This window comes from Vibrio aestuarianus, from assembly GCF_028858425.1.
Lineage (GTDB): Bacteria > Pseudomonadota > Gammaproteobacteria > Enterobacterales > Vibrionaceae > Vibrio > Vibrio aestuarianus.
In genome coordinates this window covers 1,036,222-1,054,285 of record NZ_JAKNYQ010000002.1, presented here as the reverse complement: position 1 = coordinate 1,054,285, position 18,064 = coordinate 1,036,222, and the positions used below count along the sequence as shown (strand labels likewise).

Sequence of the window (18,064 nt, the reverse complement as noted above, 5' to 3'; positions counted from 1 at the left end):
AATGAAAAATAATGATGAATATATTTCTCAAGAATTTAAACAATTAACTCAGATAAATAGATGTGAAATAAAAAAAGAAATAGAAGCTTATCGAGAAAAATCTAATGCTATGTCTCGTCGTTTATTTTTACAGAGTGTTTCTGCTGTTATAGCTGCTCCTATGGTATTCCGCTTGTCAGTAACGGCCAGTGCATTATTTGCTTCTGGGCAGTTAACAGCTCATAGCTTAGCCAATGTTTTAATTATTAATCCATTAGGCTACCGAGGTGAAAGGCAAGATCCAGCAACTGGCGGATATATGCTTGGTAATGGCTATCGGTTATACAACCCAAGTCTGATGCGTTTTCATTCCGCTGATTCGATGAGTCCATTTGGCAAAGGTGGAGCTAATCGATATATGTATTGCTTGGCCGATCCGATTAACTATAAAGATCCCAATGGTCACTTTCCTATTTTTTCTCTTTTTATGTTAGCGATGGGGATCGTCGCCACCGTTTTATCTGTGAAAGCTCAACAACCTGGTGCATCAAAAGGTTTGCAAATAGCCGCTATAGTGTTCGGTTTTACTTTGGCAATTGCAGGTGCTCTCTATGGTGGCTATGGAGCTTTGATGTTCGCGAATAATATTCGTAATGGTTTAGTTTTTATGAATGCCGCTCACGCTGCTGCTTCAGGTGTAAAAGGAGCTATGACGGTTACCCAAGCGGCATTGAAAGGTTTTGGTATTGCCTCTGGTCTTGGCAGTTCGGTTACAGGTATCACAATGAATTCACTGAACTATATGGGGAAGACCGTAGAGGCTGGTAAAGCAAATTTAGCGATGCGTATTTTTCATTTTATGAGTAGTGCTTCTGGCATACTGAGTGGAGGAAACCCGCTAGCTTGGACTGGCTTATTTAAAGGTAAGTTTAATGCTCAGGGTGGACTCGGATTTTTATCTGCTCGTTTAACAGATGCATCGCACGCTACAGGCCTCTATGCCTTAGTCGGAACCGAGCCAGGTAGTGAAGCAAATCGAACTTGGAATACCTCCTCTTTTGCTTTAGGTATGGCGTCTGTTTATATCGTTAATTTACCGAATCATGCGATCAGCGCGCACAAAATTTTTTCTAGACGTGGCTTTGGAGGAATAAGAGATAAATTCGTTTACAGTGCACAAAAAACATGGTCTATCCAAGGAGATAGCAAGTCAGCTGTATCCATGGATGTTGGTACTTATCGACGGATTGGTTATATTCCTTCAAGGCTAGAAATAGCAAGGAAAATAGATAATGTCGATTCAACAATAACAGTTAATTATTACTTAGATTGGCTGTGAATTACTTGGAAAATAAGAGGTATTATTATGAATAAAATAAATAAATTTAAATTTTCACTATTGCTCTCAATGATGTCAGCAAGTGTTTTTGCTGCTAATCCCCCTAGCTCTGAGATTATGGAATTGAATATTTATCAAGATAGTGGTGAGGGTCATATTTATGCAAATAATAACATGCAGGCTGAAATCTACATTTCTTATGAAATAGCGATGGGGGCAGTAGTAAAATCTATTACTTTACGGAATGCCAACACTCTAGAAAAACTTGAAGATATTTATGGTTGGTCTGTCGATAGTTACGGAAATAACTACCCACATGTGATTGGTCAGTCGAGTAGAAATATGGTTGTTCAGGATAATACGGTTATTAAGCGTTATGTACGTAGTAGTGTAATAGATAACGTTGATATTTGTGTAGACTTAGAATTAACAACTGGAGAGGGTAAAAGTACATGCCAAACTTCGCCTTCTGTTTCTGTTCAGGCTATTCAACCAATTAGGTACAGTTCTAATGATTTTAACTTAGAACTAATAGCTAAGACAGTAGATGATTCGAATAGATCCCTATTCCAATACTCTTTAATAGTTAAAAATCCTAGTTATTTACTACCGTTAAAGGTTAAAAATGCACTCAACGTCAACGATTATGGTCCTTCTGTTTATCATGTGAACGCGGTTGATGCGACAGCGAAGGCTTATCGTTCGTCCCAGAGTTCCGCTTCTGTTAGTGCCTTTGTATTGAAACCTAATGACTTTACTCATGTTCAGTTTTATGGTAACAATGCAGCATTCTATGCCAAGGAATTGAGGATTGTAAATGATCAAACTCTAGCTACCATAATTCATTATGCTCCACATAGAGGAAGGATTTTGGTGGAAAGGGAATTGGAATGTTACAATATCGATAGTAATTATTGGAATTGCGCCGGTGTTGACCTTGGTCAGTGGGTACGGTTAGGGGATAGCTTTATAAGGCATCATATGAGAGATACTCTTCCAGGTCGGGTTCAATTTGAAGACCTATATGGTAATACAGGTGAAGTTTTGCTTCATTACCCTAATGGTGGTGCTGCTTTGACTCTTCTATAATATTATTCAAGGTGCTACTTTCATTGTTATTGAATTGATTAGCACCTTTCTTTTTATTAATCGCTAATAGTGTAATTTTGCTTTATGTGCCTTGCGCAAAAACTAAAACATTATTTGATTGAGTAATAAATGCACAGCGATGCTTGTGGCATAGCCGACAGCAATAATTGGCGTCCACTTTAAATGCCCGAAAAAAGTGTATTTGCCGTGTGCGGCTCCCATTAATGCTACGCCAGCGGCAGAGCCAATGGAAAGTAAGCTGCCTCCAACCCCAGCAGTTAGCGTCACTAATAACCAGTTACCGGTAGACATAGCTGGCTCCATGGTGAGTACCGCAAACATGACGGGAATATTATCGACAATGGCGGATAGAATCCCGACCACTATATTGGCCAAAACGGGGTTCCACTCGGTGTACATCACTTCGGAAATCAACCCTAAATATCCTAATAGGCTTAAGCCACCTACACACATAACTACGCCATAAAAAAACAGTAATGTATCCCATTCTGCGTGTGACACTCGTTTAAATACATCAAAGGGAACAACTGAGCCAATTCGTTTCAAGGCGGCTTCATCATGGTTTGCAATCGCAAGGGCGGTTTTTTTTGCTAATGAGGTCGGGAGTGTTTTACGCAAGAAATAGCCAAAGAATTGCAAATAAGCTAGCCCCATCATCATCCCGATTACGGGCGGAAAATGGAGGGCAGCGTGAAAAGAAACCGCAGTAGCAATCGTAAGTATGAATAACGCTACAATACGGCGAGCACCGCGTTTGAGTTCGACATGTTGATGCACGGTGTTGGGTTTTTCTTGTGGTAAGAAAAATGACATCAATAATGCAGGAACTAGGTAATTGATGGCCGAGGGAAGAAACAGTGGCATGAACTCGGAAAACGATACATGACCAGCTTGCCAAACCATTAATGTAGTGATGTCACCAAACGGGCTGAATGCTCCACCCGCATTGGCGGCAACAACAATATTGATGCAGGCAATATTGACAAAGCGAGCGTTATCGCCCGCAACCTTTAATACAACGGCACACATCAATAATGCGGTGGTCAGGTTATCGGCAATGGGGGAAATAAAAAAGGCGAGTAACCCCGTTAGCCAGAACAGCGATCGAAAATCAAAGCCTTTTCCGACCATCCATGCTTGCAGAGCATCAAACAGCCGTCGTTCTTCCATTGCGCTGATGTAAGTCATCGCGACTAATAAGAACAGTAATAATTCTGCGTATTCTAGTAAGTTATGCTCGAGTGCGGCTCTTGCTATTTCGGTTAAGCCGTATTGTTGATAGACATAACCAATCATTGCCCAAATCAAACCAGCGGCAAGTAACACGGGTTTGGATTTTCGTAACTTGAGGTATTCCTCTAACATGACCAAAGTGTATGCCACAGTAAAAATGGCTAGTGCTGCATACCCAATAGAAGAGTGAGTCAGATCTAACGGCTGAAGATCTACCGATGACGCGTAGGCAAGTGAAGATGTTAAAACAGTGCACAGTAAGGTAGGCCATACGAGGCGAGATATCATCGTGCTTACTCCTTGAATGTTAGGCTGATAAAATTCTAGATCTATTCAAGGTAGTCCGATGTGAGATAGCTCTGATCTGGTTGATTTTTAGTCTTATTTTTGAGTTTTGAACCTAACAAAGAAAAACCCCATAGCAATGGCTATGGGGTTTTTGGTTTTATAGTTAGAAGGTGAAAAAATTAAGCTTGAACTTTCGCCAAATGCACTTCTTCTTCTTTTTCACCTGCATGTGGGTCATTAAAGCGAGCTTCATCTAACGCGCCTTCAGTTTTCGCAACAATTAAGGTTACGCAGCTATCACCAGTGATATTGACCGCAGTACGGATCATATCTAACAAGCGATCAACGCCCATAATCAGTGCAATACCTTCAAGTGGTAAACCGACTTGGTTAAGTACCATGGCAAGCATCACAAGGCCGACACCTGGAACCCCAGCGGTGCCTACTGATGCTAGCGTTGCAGTCAGAATTACCATCAGGTAGTCACCCATGGTGAGGTCGATATTAAATGCTTGAGCAATAAACGCGGTCGCAACACCTTGCATGATCGCCGTGCCGTCCATGTTGACTGTTGCACCAAGCGGAACTGTGAATGAAGCCACTTTATTGTGTACACCAAAACGGTTCTTTGCGGTTTCCATGGTAACAGGAATGGTTGCGTTAGAAGAAGCCGTAGAGAACGCAAACATGATCGCATCTTCCATCTTGCGGAAGAAGGTGATTGGACTTAATCCTGTAAAACCTTTTAACATTAAGCTGTAGGTCACCAAGCCATGTATCAGTAAGGTGGCGGTTAATACCACAAAGTATTCAGCAAGGTTCAAGATTGCGCCTAGACCAAGACCAGTAAATAGCTTTGCCATTAGGAAGAATACGCCGTAAGGGGCAAGGTTCATCAGTAGCGCGACCAGTTTCATGATCACTTCATTGAGGTCGTTAAAAACCGCTGCAATACGTTCCCCCGGTTTACCAGCTGCGCTAATTGCAATACCAAACAGTACAGCAAACACAATTACTTGTAGCGTTTTACCTTCAGCCATTGCGCTGATAGGGTTGGTTGGGAACATATCAATAAACACTTGGCCTAGAGATGGCGCTTGTGCTGATTTAAATGAACTCGCCGCAGTAAGGTCTGCACCAGCACCTGGCTGGAATATCGTACCCATTGTTAGGGCTAATGTAATGGCGATCGCTGTCGTTGCGATGTAAAACGCGAGCGTTTTACCACCCATACGTCCAAGTGTTGACAGATCTTTTAGTGAGCTTGTACCGCAAACTAATGAAACAAACACGAGAGGAACAACAAGCATTTTCAAACTGGCGATAAAGATTTTGCCGCCGACTTCAAATAAACCGTTGACGATGTAGGCGTCAACGAAACCGCTTTCTGCGAATAGGGTTCGAATAGCAAACCCAGTTAAGATACCCGCTACCATACCTAAAATAACACGGCCGGTAAGCGACATCGGTTTTTTGGTATTCATTGTGAACACTCCTTTATTTTATGCACTTCGACATCATTTCAAAGCGTGCCGCAGGTTAGCAGGGGAGCAAGCAGATCAAAAAGTAAAATAATGTGAATGCTCAATTGCTGTGATCTTTATCACTAAAATAGAGGGTAATGAAACCGTTTTGTAACATATTTTCAGGATTTTATTTTGATGTTTGACGATAGGGTAACATGAGTGCCCTTATGTTTAACAAGTTTCGATATTCTCATCTGCTGAAAATAATACGGATATTTAACCAGTTTGATGCACTTTGGGTTGCATATTTATATGTTGAGTGATGAGAATTGTTATGAGCAAATTACTTGATTTTTCAAATTTAATTAATCGATTTGGTATTTATTGTATACAGTGTGATTACGTGTAAGATCGTTTTGACAAAGCAGGTTTACTGCCTTTTACTATTTCAGATATGGACTTTCCTCACCTCCGGCAGTGGTGGATGCTCTTAAGCTACGCTTAGAACATCAAGTTCTAGGCGATAGTTGTTGGAATCATGATTATTTTCGTATAGCAATTTAGTCTAGAGATTTTTTAAATCGTTTTGAAGCGACAATAATTCCGACAATTGTAAAGCCTAGCATCCATAATGAATCTCGCCATAAATCGATGAGATCAGCATCTCGCAGCACTACGCCTCGAATCATGCGCATGAAATGTGTTGCGGGTAACGCTTCTGCGATCCACTGTGCGGCTATGGGCATCCCCTCATAAGGGAACATAAAACCAGAAAGTAAAATAGAGGGCAGCAGTATAAACACTGTCATTTGCATCGCTTGTAACTGCGTTGATGCAACAGTTGAAATCACTAAACCTAATGTCAAACTGGCGGAAATAAACAGCAGGGTTCCTAATAAAATCTGGCTGATAGCGCCATTGATAGGCACCTCAAAAATTAAGTGGCCAAGTCCCAAAATGATGAATACCTGAATCAGCCCAACAAAGATGTAAGGCACAATTTTAGCTATCATCAGTTCAAGAGGATGAATAGGTGTTGTGATCAGCAGTTCCAAGTTTCCCCGCTCTTTTTCACGAACAATCGCGGCGCTGGTGAAGAGGATCATCGTCATGGTTAAAATCACTCCAAGCAAACCGGGAACAATGTTGACCGCTGAACGGCGAGTTGGGTTGTAGTACAGCGTGACTTCGAAGGTTTTTACTGTGGATGGACGAATGTCGAAGTCAAAATCAGTCAATGGCATTGACTGCAAACCCAGAATAGAGGCGCTGATCATGGTGTCAGAGCCATCAACAATCCATTGTCCTAGAATACGGTTTTGCACCATCCGCTGGGTAAGGTCTTTGGGTAAAATCAGTGCTGCACGGACATCACCTTGTTGAATCGCCAGTTCGGCTTGCTCTGGTGTTGTGAAGGTGTGTTCTACTCTTACGACTTGAGTTGCTTTTACTGACTCAGTAATTAAACGCCCTAGCGTGCTCTCGCTTTGATCAACCACCGCAATGGGAATGTTGCGTACATTGGTGTTAATAGCAAAGCCGAATAACAATAGCTGGATAAGGGGGATCATCACGACCATGCCAAAGGTGATGCGATCACGTGACAACTGGCGCATTTCTTTTCTCATTACCGCTGCCATACGAAATAGTGCATTCATTGGCGACCTTTCCCTGTTACTGTGACAAACACATCTTCTAAGCTTGGGCGTGCTAGGTTCATTTCCGCGTTATTTAGCTCAGGAAAGGTCATTTTTAGCCATTTAATAGGCTCTGCTACCTGCTGATGGATGAGAATGCGTAAGCGAATGCCTAGCTGTGCCGCTGAACGAACTTCAGAACACGCCATCACTTTTTCTTTAAGTTGACGTAAGTTACTGGTTTTGACCTCGACAATATTCACTCCCATATTGTTCATTAAGGTTTCGGGTTCGCCATCGGCGCGAATCAAACCGGATTCCATAATAGCTAAGCGGTGGCAACGTTCTGCTTCATCCATATAGTGGGTTGTGATCAAAATTGTGGTGCCTTGGTCAGAGAGATCAAAAAGTTGTTCCCAAAACTCACGGCGGTTTTCGGGATCCACTGCGGAGGTTGGTTCATCTAAAAACAGTAATTCAGGTTTATGCATGGTGGCTGCCGCTAATGATAAACGCTGCTTTTGTCCTCCACTCATACCTCCAACACGCTGTTTTCGGCGTTGATCGAGGCCATACGTTTGTAATTGTTCATTTAAGCGGATTGCTAGCTCTTTGCGCGACATTCCGAATATCTGTCCAATAAACTGCAGGTTTTCTTCTACGGTCAAGTCGTCATATAGAGAAAATTTTTGCGTCATGTAGCCAATTTTTAAACGCAATAATTCCGATTGCCTAGGGATCTCTAAACCCAGTACGTCGACTTTACCTTCGGTTGGGCTCAGTAGTCCCGTTAGTACGCGAATAGTGGTCGACTTACCGCAACCATTCGGTCCAAGAAATCCATAAATCGTACCTTTAGGGACATTGAGATTGATCCCTTCGATCGCGGTAAAGTCACCAAATTTTTTAACCACATTCGTGGCACAAATAGCCAATTGGGTCATGTTAATTACCCACCAAATCGACTTGGGCTGGTACGCCAGAAGGCAGCGATTGAGCTGATTCCGGCAGATCAATTTCTGCCAAATACATCAAGCGAGAACGTTCATCTTCAGTCAGCGCATAGTAAGGTGTAAAAGAAGGTTCAGTGGCAACCCAACGTACTGTGCCATTGAACGGCTTATCTAGCCCATCCACGTGAACAGGAAAGGTTTTGCCGGGTATGACCTCTAAGCGATGAGATGCAGGGACATATACACGAGCATATGGAATTCTACTGGCTTGTATGATGGCAACGATGCCGTTCATAGGTACACGTTCGCCTAAGTTGTAGGGTAGATTGTCTAAAATGCCATCACGTGTCGCTACAATAGTCAGTTCAGCCAGCTTTTGTTGTTGCAATACAACATCTGCGTTTGCCGCATTCAGTGCAGCTTGTGCCTGAGCGATATCTTCAGGTCGTGTGCCGGCGGTGAGTTTACTAAATTCTTCATTGGCCGAATCAAGCTCAGCTTTGGCCGTATCACGTGTAGTGATGGCGGTATCTTTTTCCGATTGACTGAGGAGCTTTTGTTTCACTAGTTCTTCAACACGATTAAAATTTTTAAGAGCTTCAGTCATTCTTGCTTGAGCGCTGTTCACTTTCGCTTGGGCTGCGGCAATGTCTTCTTGGCGTTCGCCATTACTGAGTTTAAGCAGATAAGCTTGCGATTTGGCTGCTTCTGCTAGGGCATGTGCTAGGACGGCTTTCTGGTTCTTATCATCTAGACGAACCAGTACTTCGCCTGCCGTGACAGTACTGCCTTCTGCTATCGGTAACTGGCGAATAATTTCATTGGCAGTTACCGAAAAAGTAATGCGGTCTCGTTCGAGTGTGCCTAGCGCTTGTTCGGTGTTGTCTTGGGAGCAAGCCGCTAAGGTAGAAAGAAGTAGAGTTCCGAAGAATATACGTGAAAGGATGCTCATAGTAAGGCGCTCTATTAACTTATTGTTTCTTATATTAGAAGTTAACTGACTATGCCTCAAGGAAAGAAATTAATCGCAATGCGCAGCGTTGATTAATTCTCAACTGCTTTCACAGATAGAACAGAGAGTTGAGCGGCTGTAATACAAAGACGGTTAGATGTTGAATAAAAGCACGGTGGATGCCACGAATGATTTTCAGCATTTCGATTATTGATAGTACTGACCATTCAGAAAATCAAATCATAGCTGATCTTCTATTGGCAAAACTCCCGAGAACCAAGCTCCTATTTTTCGCCAAACACTAGCATCGGGTTCACTGGTTAATATTTGTTGTGTGGTATGGTCCAGCCAAACAATATCGCCTTCATCGATAATTACTTGGTAGGCATTTTTCTTCAGCGCTATATCAAGACGTTTTAAAAATTCTTGGGCGTATTCTGGTTGTTCAATAACAACGGCCATTTCGGTATTTAATTTGGCGGATCGGGGGTCCCAGTTCATTGAACCTACAAACATTTTCCTTTCATCCAACATCATCGCTTTGGCATGCAAACTTGAACGGCTACTGCCAGTGAGACTCCATTTGCTGTTGATCTTGGCTGTTGAGCGAATTTCCCACAATTTTATACCAGCTTCGATCAGTGTGAGTCTATATTTGGCATACCAACCGTGCACCGCAAATACATCATTGGAGGCTAATGAATTGGTGATTATGGTGATCTCTTTACCAGACAGTGCGGCTTCGGCTAAAGCCTGTGCTCCCAGCTCTGTTGGGACAAAATAAGGTGAAATTAACACTAATGAATGGTCGACACCTTCTAGTAGTGTGTTGAGATCATCGGTTAATTTTTTACCTTGTCCTGCCACCTTGTTTGGTGAATCGTACAGTAAAATGCCCTTTCCCCAATAGAGAGGCAATTTACTGGAGATGAGTTTTTGATAGAAAGGCAGTTGATGGATATCATATTGGCCTTGGGTGAACTTTTGATCGGGTTGGGCGTCCGCCACCCATTCTTCGATATCGGAAGAGGTAAGTGGTTTTACATTGCTGACAAGCCACTCTAAAGGAACTGCCATGTCACTGTTCCAATATTGATCAAATTGATCTTCAGTTTGAGCCACAGTGTTGCCATATAACATGACATCAAAGTCACCAAATTCAACACTCGATTCATAAGAGAAATATTCATTGCCGATGTTTCTCCCCCCTACAATCGACACGACACTGTCAGCGCTTATCGACTTATTGTGCATTCGGTGATTAAGCCTATCAAAATCCATCAGAAAATGAGAGCCACGAGCAGTACGGTTGTAGTAAGGATTAAACAGGCGAATTTCGATGTTGGGATGTTGGTTTAAGTAGGCCATTCCTTTGTCACTGCGTTGTTGCATGTCGTCTAGTAATATTCTTACTCTGACCCCACGTTCTGCTGCGGAATATAAGTGCCAAGTCAATAGCTGGCTAGTTTCGTCATCTCGGTAAATGTAGTACTGCACGTCGAGGCTTTTTTGTGCTGATTCGATTAAAGCAAGGCGAGCCAATAGTCCATCGTGTCCTTTTTCTAAAGGATAAAACCCGGTGTATTGAGAGATATCGAACTGGGTTTGTGAAAAATAATGGGCTAGGGGGGATTCGGCTTGGTAGCCATAGTGAAAGCTCGCTGTTTTTTCACTGGCGGCTGGGGGAATTGATGAGCTACAGCCGAATAAAAAAAGCATCGCAGACAAGAAAAAAAGGTGCGATATAGTGGAAGAAAAACGTTTCATAAAAGCGAGAAAGTCCTTAACAATAGACAACTCATTCAGTATATATGATGGGTGAAGTCGGATGCTAATTTATCAATACTCATGATGTCTTGACCCTGTTTAGGGATATTTGATTTAGTTGTCGACGTAATTCGCTCTGATTGTCAGTATACATCAGCCACTCGTCTGTTTAGACTTAACCACTTATCCTCTTTGATGACCTGATTCTATGACCTTTTCCAACCTGAATTTACATGCTTCGCTTGTTGCATCCCTTCCTAGTTCACTGCTAACACCGACAAAAATTCAGCGCTTAGCGATACCCGCAGTGCTGGCTGGAGGTGATGTTTTAGCATTAGCACAGACGGGAAGTGGTAAAACACTGGCGTTTGGCTTGCCACTGTTACAACGAGTTGAGCCAAATTTACTGGACATTCAAAGTGTGATTTTAGTGCCCACGCGAGAGCTAGCGGTGCAAGTTAGCCAAGACTTATCGTCCCTTGCGCTGAAAATGGGCATTCGCTTATGTACATTATGCGGTGGGGTTGATCAAAATGAGCAGCTTAATGCGCTGGCTAAACTGCCACATCTGTTGGTTGCCACACCGGGTCGTCTGCTTGATTTACTCAAACAACAGCATGTGTCACTTGAATCTGTTCAGCAACTGGTGTTGGATGAGGCGGATCGCCTACTGGATATGGGATTCTGGCCAGATGTGCAGCGTATCGTGCAATTGATGCCTAGTGAACGTCAGACATTACTATTTTCAGCGACCTTTTCTGATGCACTGAGTGGTCTTACTCAGGGTTTGTTGTCCAATCCAATACGCATTGAGGCAAATGAAACGAATCATGTTGTCGATGAGATTGAAGAACGGATTTTTCTCGTCAATAAGGGCAGTAAATCACAGGCGTTGATTGCCTTATTGAAAGAGCATGTGGGGCAGCAAGTGTTGGTATTTATCAGTGCCAAAGATAACGCGGACACTTTGAGCAAAAAACTGCTTAAGGCGGGAATAAAAGCCGCGGCATTGCATGGTGACAAAGATCAAACCGTGCGCACACAAACGTTAGCTGACTTTAAAGCGAACAAAATCGACGTGTTGGTTGCGACCGATTTACTGGCTCGTGGAATTCATATCGATGCGCTACCGATAGTCATTAACTTTGATTTACCAACCAGTGCTCCTGTGTATGTGCACCGTATTGGGCGTACCGCGAGAGCAGGGCAGCATGGTTTGGCCATATCGTTAACCTGCCATGGTGAAACTGAGGCTTTACAAGCCATCCGCCAGTTAACTCAGCGTGAGCTACCACAGCATGAACTTGCTGGATTTACGGTGACTGACCAACCGACAACAGGTGCCAGTAAGCGTAAACCGCGTGATAAGCAAGCCAATCGTCGTAGTGCACAAAAACGCAGTATTAAACAGTTTCAGAAAAAAACGGCTGATAAGAAAAAGTAATTGGCTAGATCAGCCGCTTGAAACCCAGCTATATATTCTAGTGAAATAACGCCTGATTAAGCAGGTGTTATTTAGAATACTAGTGCTGGTTTTTTAACATGATTAATACCTCATGTAATGAAGGCATAACTTGATGCCCCAAGGCTAAAATTTCTTTGTTTGGTTCGACTAAGTCTGGGATTTGGTAGGTCATCATATTGGCTGACACCGCTGAAATGACACCATTATTAGAGTCTTCAAACGCTAAACAAAATTGAGGATCTACTCCTAACCGTTGTGCGGCTAGCAAATAAATTTCAGGGTCAGGTTTGCCATGAGTCACTTCACAGCCTGTGGTGAATGAATCAAAGTAACTATCCAATTGTGCGAGTTTAAGCTTAATGCTTGCGACCTCTTTTTGAGTGGAGGTCGCAACAGCGGTTGGAATGTTATTGGCTTTTAACCACTGAAGAAGTTCAATTACCCCTTCTTTCACTGGAATCGCTTGGTGTTTGACTACAGCGTCATAGCGTTTTCGCCATTCTTTATGTAGAACAGGATAATCCAGTTGTGGGCCATACCCCGTACGTAACACTTGCTCAATGCCTGCTGCATTGCGGCCAATAATAGAAAGATAAATTTCTTTGAGAAAAGGAACCCCTACCGCTTGGCAGGCTTGTTCAAAAACGCTCATGCAGACTCGCTCAGTATCGAGCAGAAGTCCGTCCATATCAAAAATAGCAGCTTGGAATTTCATCGGTACAACTTTGGGTAGTGAAATGAAATGCCATTTTCCCATAATTTGGCTGCATGAAGCGAATTTATTCTGCATGACTTATTCTCGCCATCTGAAATATTAATGTAATCAATAATTCTACTATTCTGCATTTGTGAAAATTAAGAGTGATATAAATTTAAAATAATATTTTATTCCAAACACATAGAGACCATTCTGGTTCTATGTGTTTGAAGGTTACGGTTATCTCACTTTTACTTTTACTGTTGATGTCGTTTTGAGGCCATTATAGGAAGCTGTAATAATATATTCGCCAACACGTTTAGCTGTTGCAACACCATCATCAGTGATGCTTAGGCCGTCATCATCACTGCTCACCCATTGTGCTAAACGGTTATCGATGATTTCTGTTGTTCCATTATTAAAATGACCATCGAGAACGTAAAGTATGGATGTTCCTGATCCTCCTAAATCTATAGTGATATCTGATGGGTTCAAGGTTAGTCTCACAAGCTCAGCTTCTTCTACCGTGACGGTTGCGTACCCTTCCACTCTTTGATAAGACGCGGTTAATTGGTACTGGCCGACTTTAGCTGCGTACGCAACACCACCATCGATGATGGGTAAGCCATCAATGTCATCGCTTTGCCAGTGAGCCATTCGACTTACGTTATGTTCACTACCATCTGAATAGAACCCAACCGCTTGGAAGCTCAGATTATTCCCTTGCGTTATAGATGGGGTTTCAGGTGATACAGATAGAGATTCAAGTATGGCTGGTGTTACCGTGATTACCGCTGTAGCGCTCACATCATCAAGCTCGGCTGTGATCGATGTTGACCCTTCGCTTATCCCCATGACGGATAGGGTATCTTGGTCAAAAGAGGCCACTGTTTCGTCTTCTATGCTCCACGACGCACTGTGTGAGATGTCTTTCTTTGTGCCATCAGAATAAACACCGAAGGCTCTATAATGTATTTCACTACCAACTGGTATGTCTGCTTCGTCAGGTAAAATGTTAATGCTCTCAAGCTCAGCTTCTTCTACTGTGACAGTTACATCCCCTTCAATTCCTTGATAAGACGCGGTTAGTTTGTACTGGCCGACTTTAGCAGCGTAGGCAATTCCATCCATGATTTGTAGGCCATCAACATCACTGCTTTGCCATTGAGCCACTCGACTCACGTTATGTTCACTACCATCTGAATAGAACCCAACCGCTTGGAAGCTCAGACTATTCCCTTGCGTTATAAATGGGTTTTCAGGTGATATATAGAGGGATTTAAGTTCAGCTTCTGTCACCGTGAGTGATGCTGGTAAGCTACTGAAGCCATTAAGCTTGGCTGTGACCGACGTTGTTCCTTCAGTTAACCCAGTGGCGGATAGGGTATATCTGTCGAAAGAGGCCACTTCTTTGTCCTTTATTTGCCAAATCACGTTTTGCGAGATATCTTGCTGCGAACCATCAGAGTAAATACCAACGGCTTGATAAAGTTGCTCAGTGCCAACCGCTATAGATGCAGCATCAGGTAAAATCTCAATGCTGAGTAACCGCGCATTTCGAACACCAACAAAAATGGGCCCACTTTGTTTTGTATCCAGAGTTGCTGTAACAGAAGTAAAACCTTGTTGCTCTCCCAGTAAGGTTCCTGGCGAAATAAATCGGCCAGCATCGGTCATGGAATTCCAATTGACATGCTGGGTTAAGTCTTGAGAATGTCCATCATTGTAGTTACCAACCGCTTTAAAGTATTGCTTGTTTCCTAACGCCAAGGTTAGCATGCCTCCTTTACTAGAGACGTTGCTTGGTGCTCGAATTGGTTCTGGTACGACAACAAAAACCGATAAACTTGAGATCTGAGCATCAGACACCGTTAGAACAGCGTTATTACTAGTGACATTACCTAAGGTAGCCGTAATGTCGGTCTGTCCATTTTTGAGTGCTGTTGCAACATTATTTTGCAAGGACGCAATTTCTGAGTCGAATGACCAAGTAACTTGATTGGTTACGTTTTTGGTTGTGCCATCAGCATAATAAGCCGTTACTAGGTATTGCTGAGTGGTATTGACTGCGAGCGTTACTGAAGCGGGAGTGAGCTGCAAAGCGGTAATTGTATTTTCCCCTGATAACAAACCAGAGTCGCCATTTTTACAGCCAGTTAATATCACGCTATGGATCAGTAGTAGTACGCAGACGAGTATTGATCTAATGTTTTTCATTATTTGCCTGTTCCAATTTGATTCGTTTTATAAGGAAAAGTTATTGCCACATGACGGTTTTCTACTTGCAATAAAGGGGACGTGTTTTCCAATTTGGTGTTGTTGAAGGTAAACAAAGTCTTATCATGAACCACACTCAAAGAGTCATGTGTGCTGATTACCTTAGTTTCTGCTGTATCGATGGTTACAGGTCTGGCAGTTGTGTGAGTATCAGACTTTTGCTCCGATTTATTGAACAGATCAAAGTTGATACTGAAGCCAACAAATAGTGAGTGTAAATCGGCTTGTTGAGTTTGGCTGTTGCCTATGCCGTCAATGAAACGGTATTCACTGTGCAGTGACCAAACCCTAGATGGTGAGTAGCGGATACCAACCCCGACTAAAGGGTCTATCGCTGATGATCGCGTGTTATTTGATTTGTCGACCTCTAGCAATATCGCTCCTAAACGGCCAAATAGCTGCCAGTTTGAAGCCACGTCATAGTGACCAATGATAGAAGTATCTCCTCCCCAGATGCTCGCATTTACACTCTTTGATGGATAGTTGGCTTGTGGTTTACCATACGATATAACTCCAACTTCTACCGCCCATGATTCATCGAAATTATACCCAGCAAAAATGCCATAACCTAAAATATCATCCTTACAAGAAGAAGCGGTTTCTAGGCAGGCGTCCTTATAATGAGATAAGCCTGTTTGGATGCCGAGATAAGGCTGAGCAATGCATGGGACAGTAAACAAAGAAGCCAAGATGGAAATGAACGCTTTCATAATTTTATTTTATAACTCACTAATTAAATGAAGTTGTTTGCATTGCAACTATATGCTTAAGTGTAACCCTCTTCATGTAAGTAAATTCTGATGATTTAAATTTAACCAGAATATATGACTGTCGATGTCGCATTTGATAGGAAATAAAAAAGGTGAGATTCAATTAATAGTTAGGTTTAATAACTTTTATTGTCAATAAAATCAGGTAATTATAAGCGCATAATTATCAATGATGGGTTATACTCAAATGGCTTTAGCTTAGAAGGGGTTCTCGTTTTGAAACATGGATTTGTACAACGTTGGATGCCGGGCTTGCATCAGCTGAAAGGTTATGAAAGCGTTTGGCTAGTTGATGATTTTCGTGCGGCATTTTCTGTTGTCGCTGTCGCACTTCCAGTCGCGATTGCTTATGCCCAATTGACGGGCGTAAGTGCCATCGTTGGGTTGTATTCGTGTGTGTTACCTATGTTGGTGTATGCCTTATTTGGTACATCACGCCAGCTCATTGTTGGGCCTGATGCAGCAACTTGTGCCGTGATTGCAGCGGTGGTGACGCCGCTAGCTGCTGGTGACCCACTAAAGCATTGGCAATTAGTGATGACTATGACCGCCATGACTGGCGCATGGTGTTTGATCGCTAGCCGATTTAAATTGGGTATTTTAGCTGATTTTCTCTCTCGCCCTATTTTATTAGGGTTATTAAACGGTGTGGCGCTGACCATTATTGTTGGTCAACTGGCGAAAGTATCTGGCTTGAAATATGAACAAAGTTATTTGATTGAACGTATTTTAGAGGCGCCATCTTTATTGATCGATCTTCATTGGCAGACTCTCACACTAAGTATTGTCACTACGGTAACCTATTTTCTATGCAAGCATTTTAGGCCAACTTGGCCAGCGGCCATGCTCGCTATTGTCGTCTCTGGCTTAATGGTGTGGTTTTTCCACTTTGATACGATGGGCGTAAAAGTGGTTGGGGTGATCCAAGGTGGCTTGCCCGCTTTTCAAGCTCCAGAATTTAATTTGGGTGAAAGCCGCGAATTGGTTATGCCTGCTCTTAACCTCGCGATGGTGAGCTTTGTGAGCATGATGCTTACTGCGCGTAGCTTTGCGGCTAAAAACGGTTATGACATTGATGCTGATAAGGAATTTCGCGCTTTAGGGCTAGCGAATATGGCCTCTGCTTTTTCGCAAGGTTTTGCAATCAGTGGCGCGGATTCTCGTACTGCGGTCAACGATGCCAATGGTGGAAAATCGCAATTAGTGTCAATTATTGCCGCGATTGTGATTGGATTTGTCGCTATTGTTGCGTATGGGCCGTTACAGTACATTCCGATTGCTGCATTAGGTGTGGTGTTGATCATTGCTTCTATTTCGTTGCTTGACTTAAAAGGGATTTGGAATTTACGCTTGCGCGATAAAGATGCCTTTTATTTGGCTGCCATTACTTTTATTGCGGTGTTAGTGATTGGCGTTATTCCAGGTATTACGCTGGCGGTATTGCTTGGGTTATTTCAATTTTTGCGTACCGTGATGCGCCCTAGTGATCAGGTGTTAGGGCTTGATGATAAAGGGATCATCCGTAGTATCGAAGCTTCTGGAAAAGCGTCAGCCATTCCCGGTATTGTAATTTATCGCTTCAACTCGCCTTTAACTTATTTTAATGCGCCTTACTTTAAACGTCGGATTTTACAACACACAGAAAGTGCAGGAACCAGTGTTGGTTGTGTAATTATTGATGCGGTGGCGAGTTTTACTCATTTAGATTTAAGCGTAATGGCCATGCTTGCCGATGTGCAAACAATTTTGAAGAAGCGTGGTATTCGTTTAGTGTTGGCTGGACGTAAACGTAGCTTACGAAAATGGTGTGATGTAGCTGGTATTCCAACCGGAGATGGTGGCATTGTAGTTCGTGCTGATATGTATTTAGCCATCAAACTCAGTGGTTGTTACCAACATGCGGTGGAAGAAGGGCAGGTGCCACCGGTACAAAAAGAGCCGACCAACATCATTGAGAGTGAAATTGCGGCTACAGTTTGAAGTCGATATTTTTATCTGCCAGGTTTAGTAAAAAATAAACAGCTCTTGTGTATTGAAGAGCTGTAAAAAGTCAAATTCAATCATGATACGTATCCTTATATCGATGTTAAATGTTGAGAACAGAAGAAGCATAATATGCGCCTCCTCTCAT

General features: G+C 42.7%; 13 protein-coding genes and 1 pseudogene. 5 read left to right on the top strand and 9 right to left on the bottom strand.

All coding sequences use genetic code 11. From position 1 onward, the window contains the following. The first annotated feature begins 1 nt into the window (after position 1). Both MCT08_RS18335 and MCT08_RS18330 read left to right on the top strand, forming a co-directional pair. The gene (locus tag MCT08_RS18335; protein ID WP_274675718.1) at positions 2-1,318 is read left to right on the top strand and encodes an RHS repeat-associated core domain-containing protein; all 1,317 of its coding nucleotides are present in this window, start codon (positions 2-4) and stop codon (positions 1,316-1,318) included. Positions 1,319-1,345: 27 nt separating this feature from the next. Beyond that, positions 1,346-2,407 (top strand): hypothetical protein, encoded by a 1,062-nt coding sequence (locus MCT08_RS18330; RefSeq protein WP_274679056.1) that lies wholly within the window; start codon positions 1,346-1,348, stop codon positions 2,405-2,407. Positions 2,408-2,509: 102 nt separating this feature from the next. Here the strand turns inward: MCT08_RS18330 and nhaD are convergent, their stop codons facing one another. Continuing rightward, positions 2,510-3,949: a sodium:proton antiporter NhaD gene (nhaD, locus tag MCT08_RS18325; protein WP_274675444.1), complete on the bottom strand. Its 1,440-nt coding sequence runs from the start codon at positions 3,947-3,949 to the stop codon at positions 2,510-2,512. Positions 3,950-4,128: 179 nt separating this feature from the next. Further along, complete coding sequence (locus MCT08_RS18320) at positions 4,129-5,433, bottom strand: dicarboxylate/amino acid:cation symporter (RefSeq protein WP_053308991.1); 1,305 nt, start codon at positions 5,431-5,433, stop codon at positions 4,129-4,131. Positions 5,434-5,749: 316 nt separating this feature from the next. Here MCT08_RS18320 and MCT08_RS18315 point away from each other — a divergent pair. Further along, positions 5,750-5,976 (top strand): annotated as a pseudogene (locus MCT08_RS18315) (transcriptional regulator); the annotation flags it as partial. On the opposite strand, the gene MCT08_RS18310 reads toward MCT08_RS18315, so the two are convergent. The 4 genes from MCT08_RS18310 to MCT08_RS18295 form a co-directional block, all read right to left on the bottom strand. Beyond that, positions 5,976-7,073 carry an ABC transporter permease gene (locus tag MCT08_RS18310; RefSeq protein WP_274679055.1) on the bottom strand — a complete coding sequence of 366 codons (1,098 nt, stop codon included), beginning with the start codon at positions 7,071-7,073 and terminating at the stop codon, positions 5,976-5,978. The pseudogene MCT08_RS18315 and the gene MCT08_RS18310 sit on opposite strands and share 1 nt — an antisense overlap. After that, positions 7,070-7,996 carry an ABC transporter ATP-binding protein gene (locus tag MCT08_RS18305; protein ID WP_274679054.1) on the bottom strand — a complete coding sequence of 309 codons (927 nt, stop codon included), beginning with the start codon at positions 7,994-7,996 and terminating at the stop codon, positions 7,070-7,072. The genes MCT08_RS18310 and MCT08_RS18305 overlap by 4 nt, the downstream gene beginning before the upstream one ends. 1 nt (position 7,997) lies before the next feature. Beyond that, positions 7,998-8,957, bottom strand: coding sequence for an HlyD family secretion protein (locus MCT08_RS18300; protein ID WP_274679053.1), 960 nt, complete (start codon positions 8,955-8,957; stop codon positions 7,998-8,000). A 240-nt stretch (positions 8,958-9,197) separates the two neighbouring features. Then, the gene (locus tag MCT08_RS18295; protein ID WP_425609363.1) at positions 9,198-10,724 is read right to left on the bottom strand and encodes a phospholipase D family protein; all 1,527 of its coding nucleotides are present in this window, start codon (positions 10,722-10,724) and stop codon (positions 9,198-9,200) included. A 208-nt stretch (positions 10,725-10,932) separates the two neighbouring features. Here MCT08_RS18295 and MCT08_RS18290 point away from each other — a divergent pair, with 208 nt between their 5' ends. Continuing rightward, the gene (locus MCT08_RS18290) at positions 10,933-12,168 is read left to right on the top strand and encodes a DEAD/DEAH box helicase (protein ID WP_274679052.1); all 1,236 of its coding nucleotides are present in this window, start codon (positions 10,933-10,935) and stop codon (positions 12,166-12,168) included. Between the two features lie 79 nt (positions 12,169-12,247). On the opposite strand, the gene MCT08_RS18285 is transcribed toward MCT08_RS18290, so the two are convergent. From MCT08_RS18285 to MCT08_RS18275, 3 genes are all read right to left on the bottom strand, one after another. Then, entirely contained in the window at positions 12,248-12,904 is a 657-nt protein-coding gene (locus MCT08_RS18285) for an HAD family hydrolase (protein ID WP_274675447.1), read from the bottom strand. Positions 12,905-13,126: 222 nt separating this feature from the next. Beyond that, a complete protein-coding gene (locus MCT08_RS18280; RefSeq protein WP_274679051.1) occupies positions 13,127-15,103 on the bottom strand; it encodes an Ig-like domain-containing protein in 1,977 nt (658 codons plus the stop codon). Then, a complete protein-coding gene (locus MCT08_RS18275) occupies positions 15,103-15,873 on the bottom strand; it encodes an outer membrane beta-barrel protein (RefSeq protein WP_274675440.1) in 771 nt (256 codons plus the stop codon). The genes MCT08_RS18280 and MCT08_RS18275 overlap by 1 nt, the downstream gene beginning before the upstream one ends. Before the next feature lie 303 nt (positions 15,874-16,176). Here MCT08_RS18275 and MCT08_RS18270 point away from each other — a divergent pair, with 303 nt between their 5' ends. Then, complete coding sequence (locus MCT08_RS18270; RefSeq protein WP_274675446.1) at positions 16,177-17,913, top strand: SulP family inorganic anion transporter; 1,737 nt, start codon at positions 16,177-16,179, stop codon at positions 17,911-17,913. Positions 17,914-18,064 lie beyond the last annotated feature (151 nt).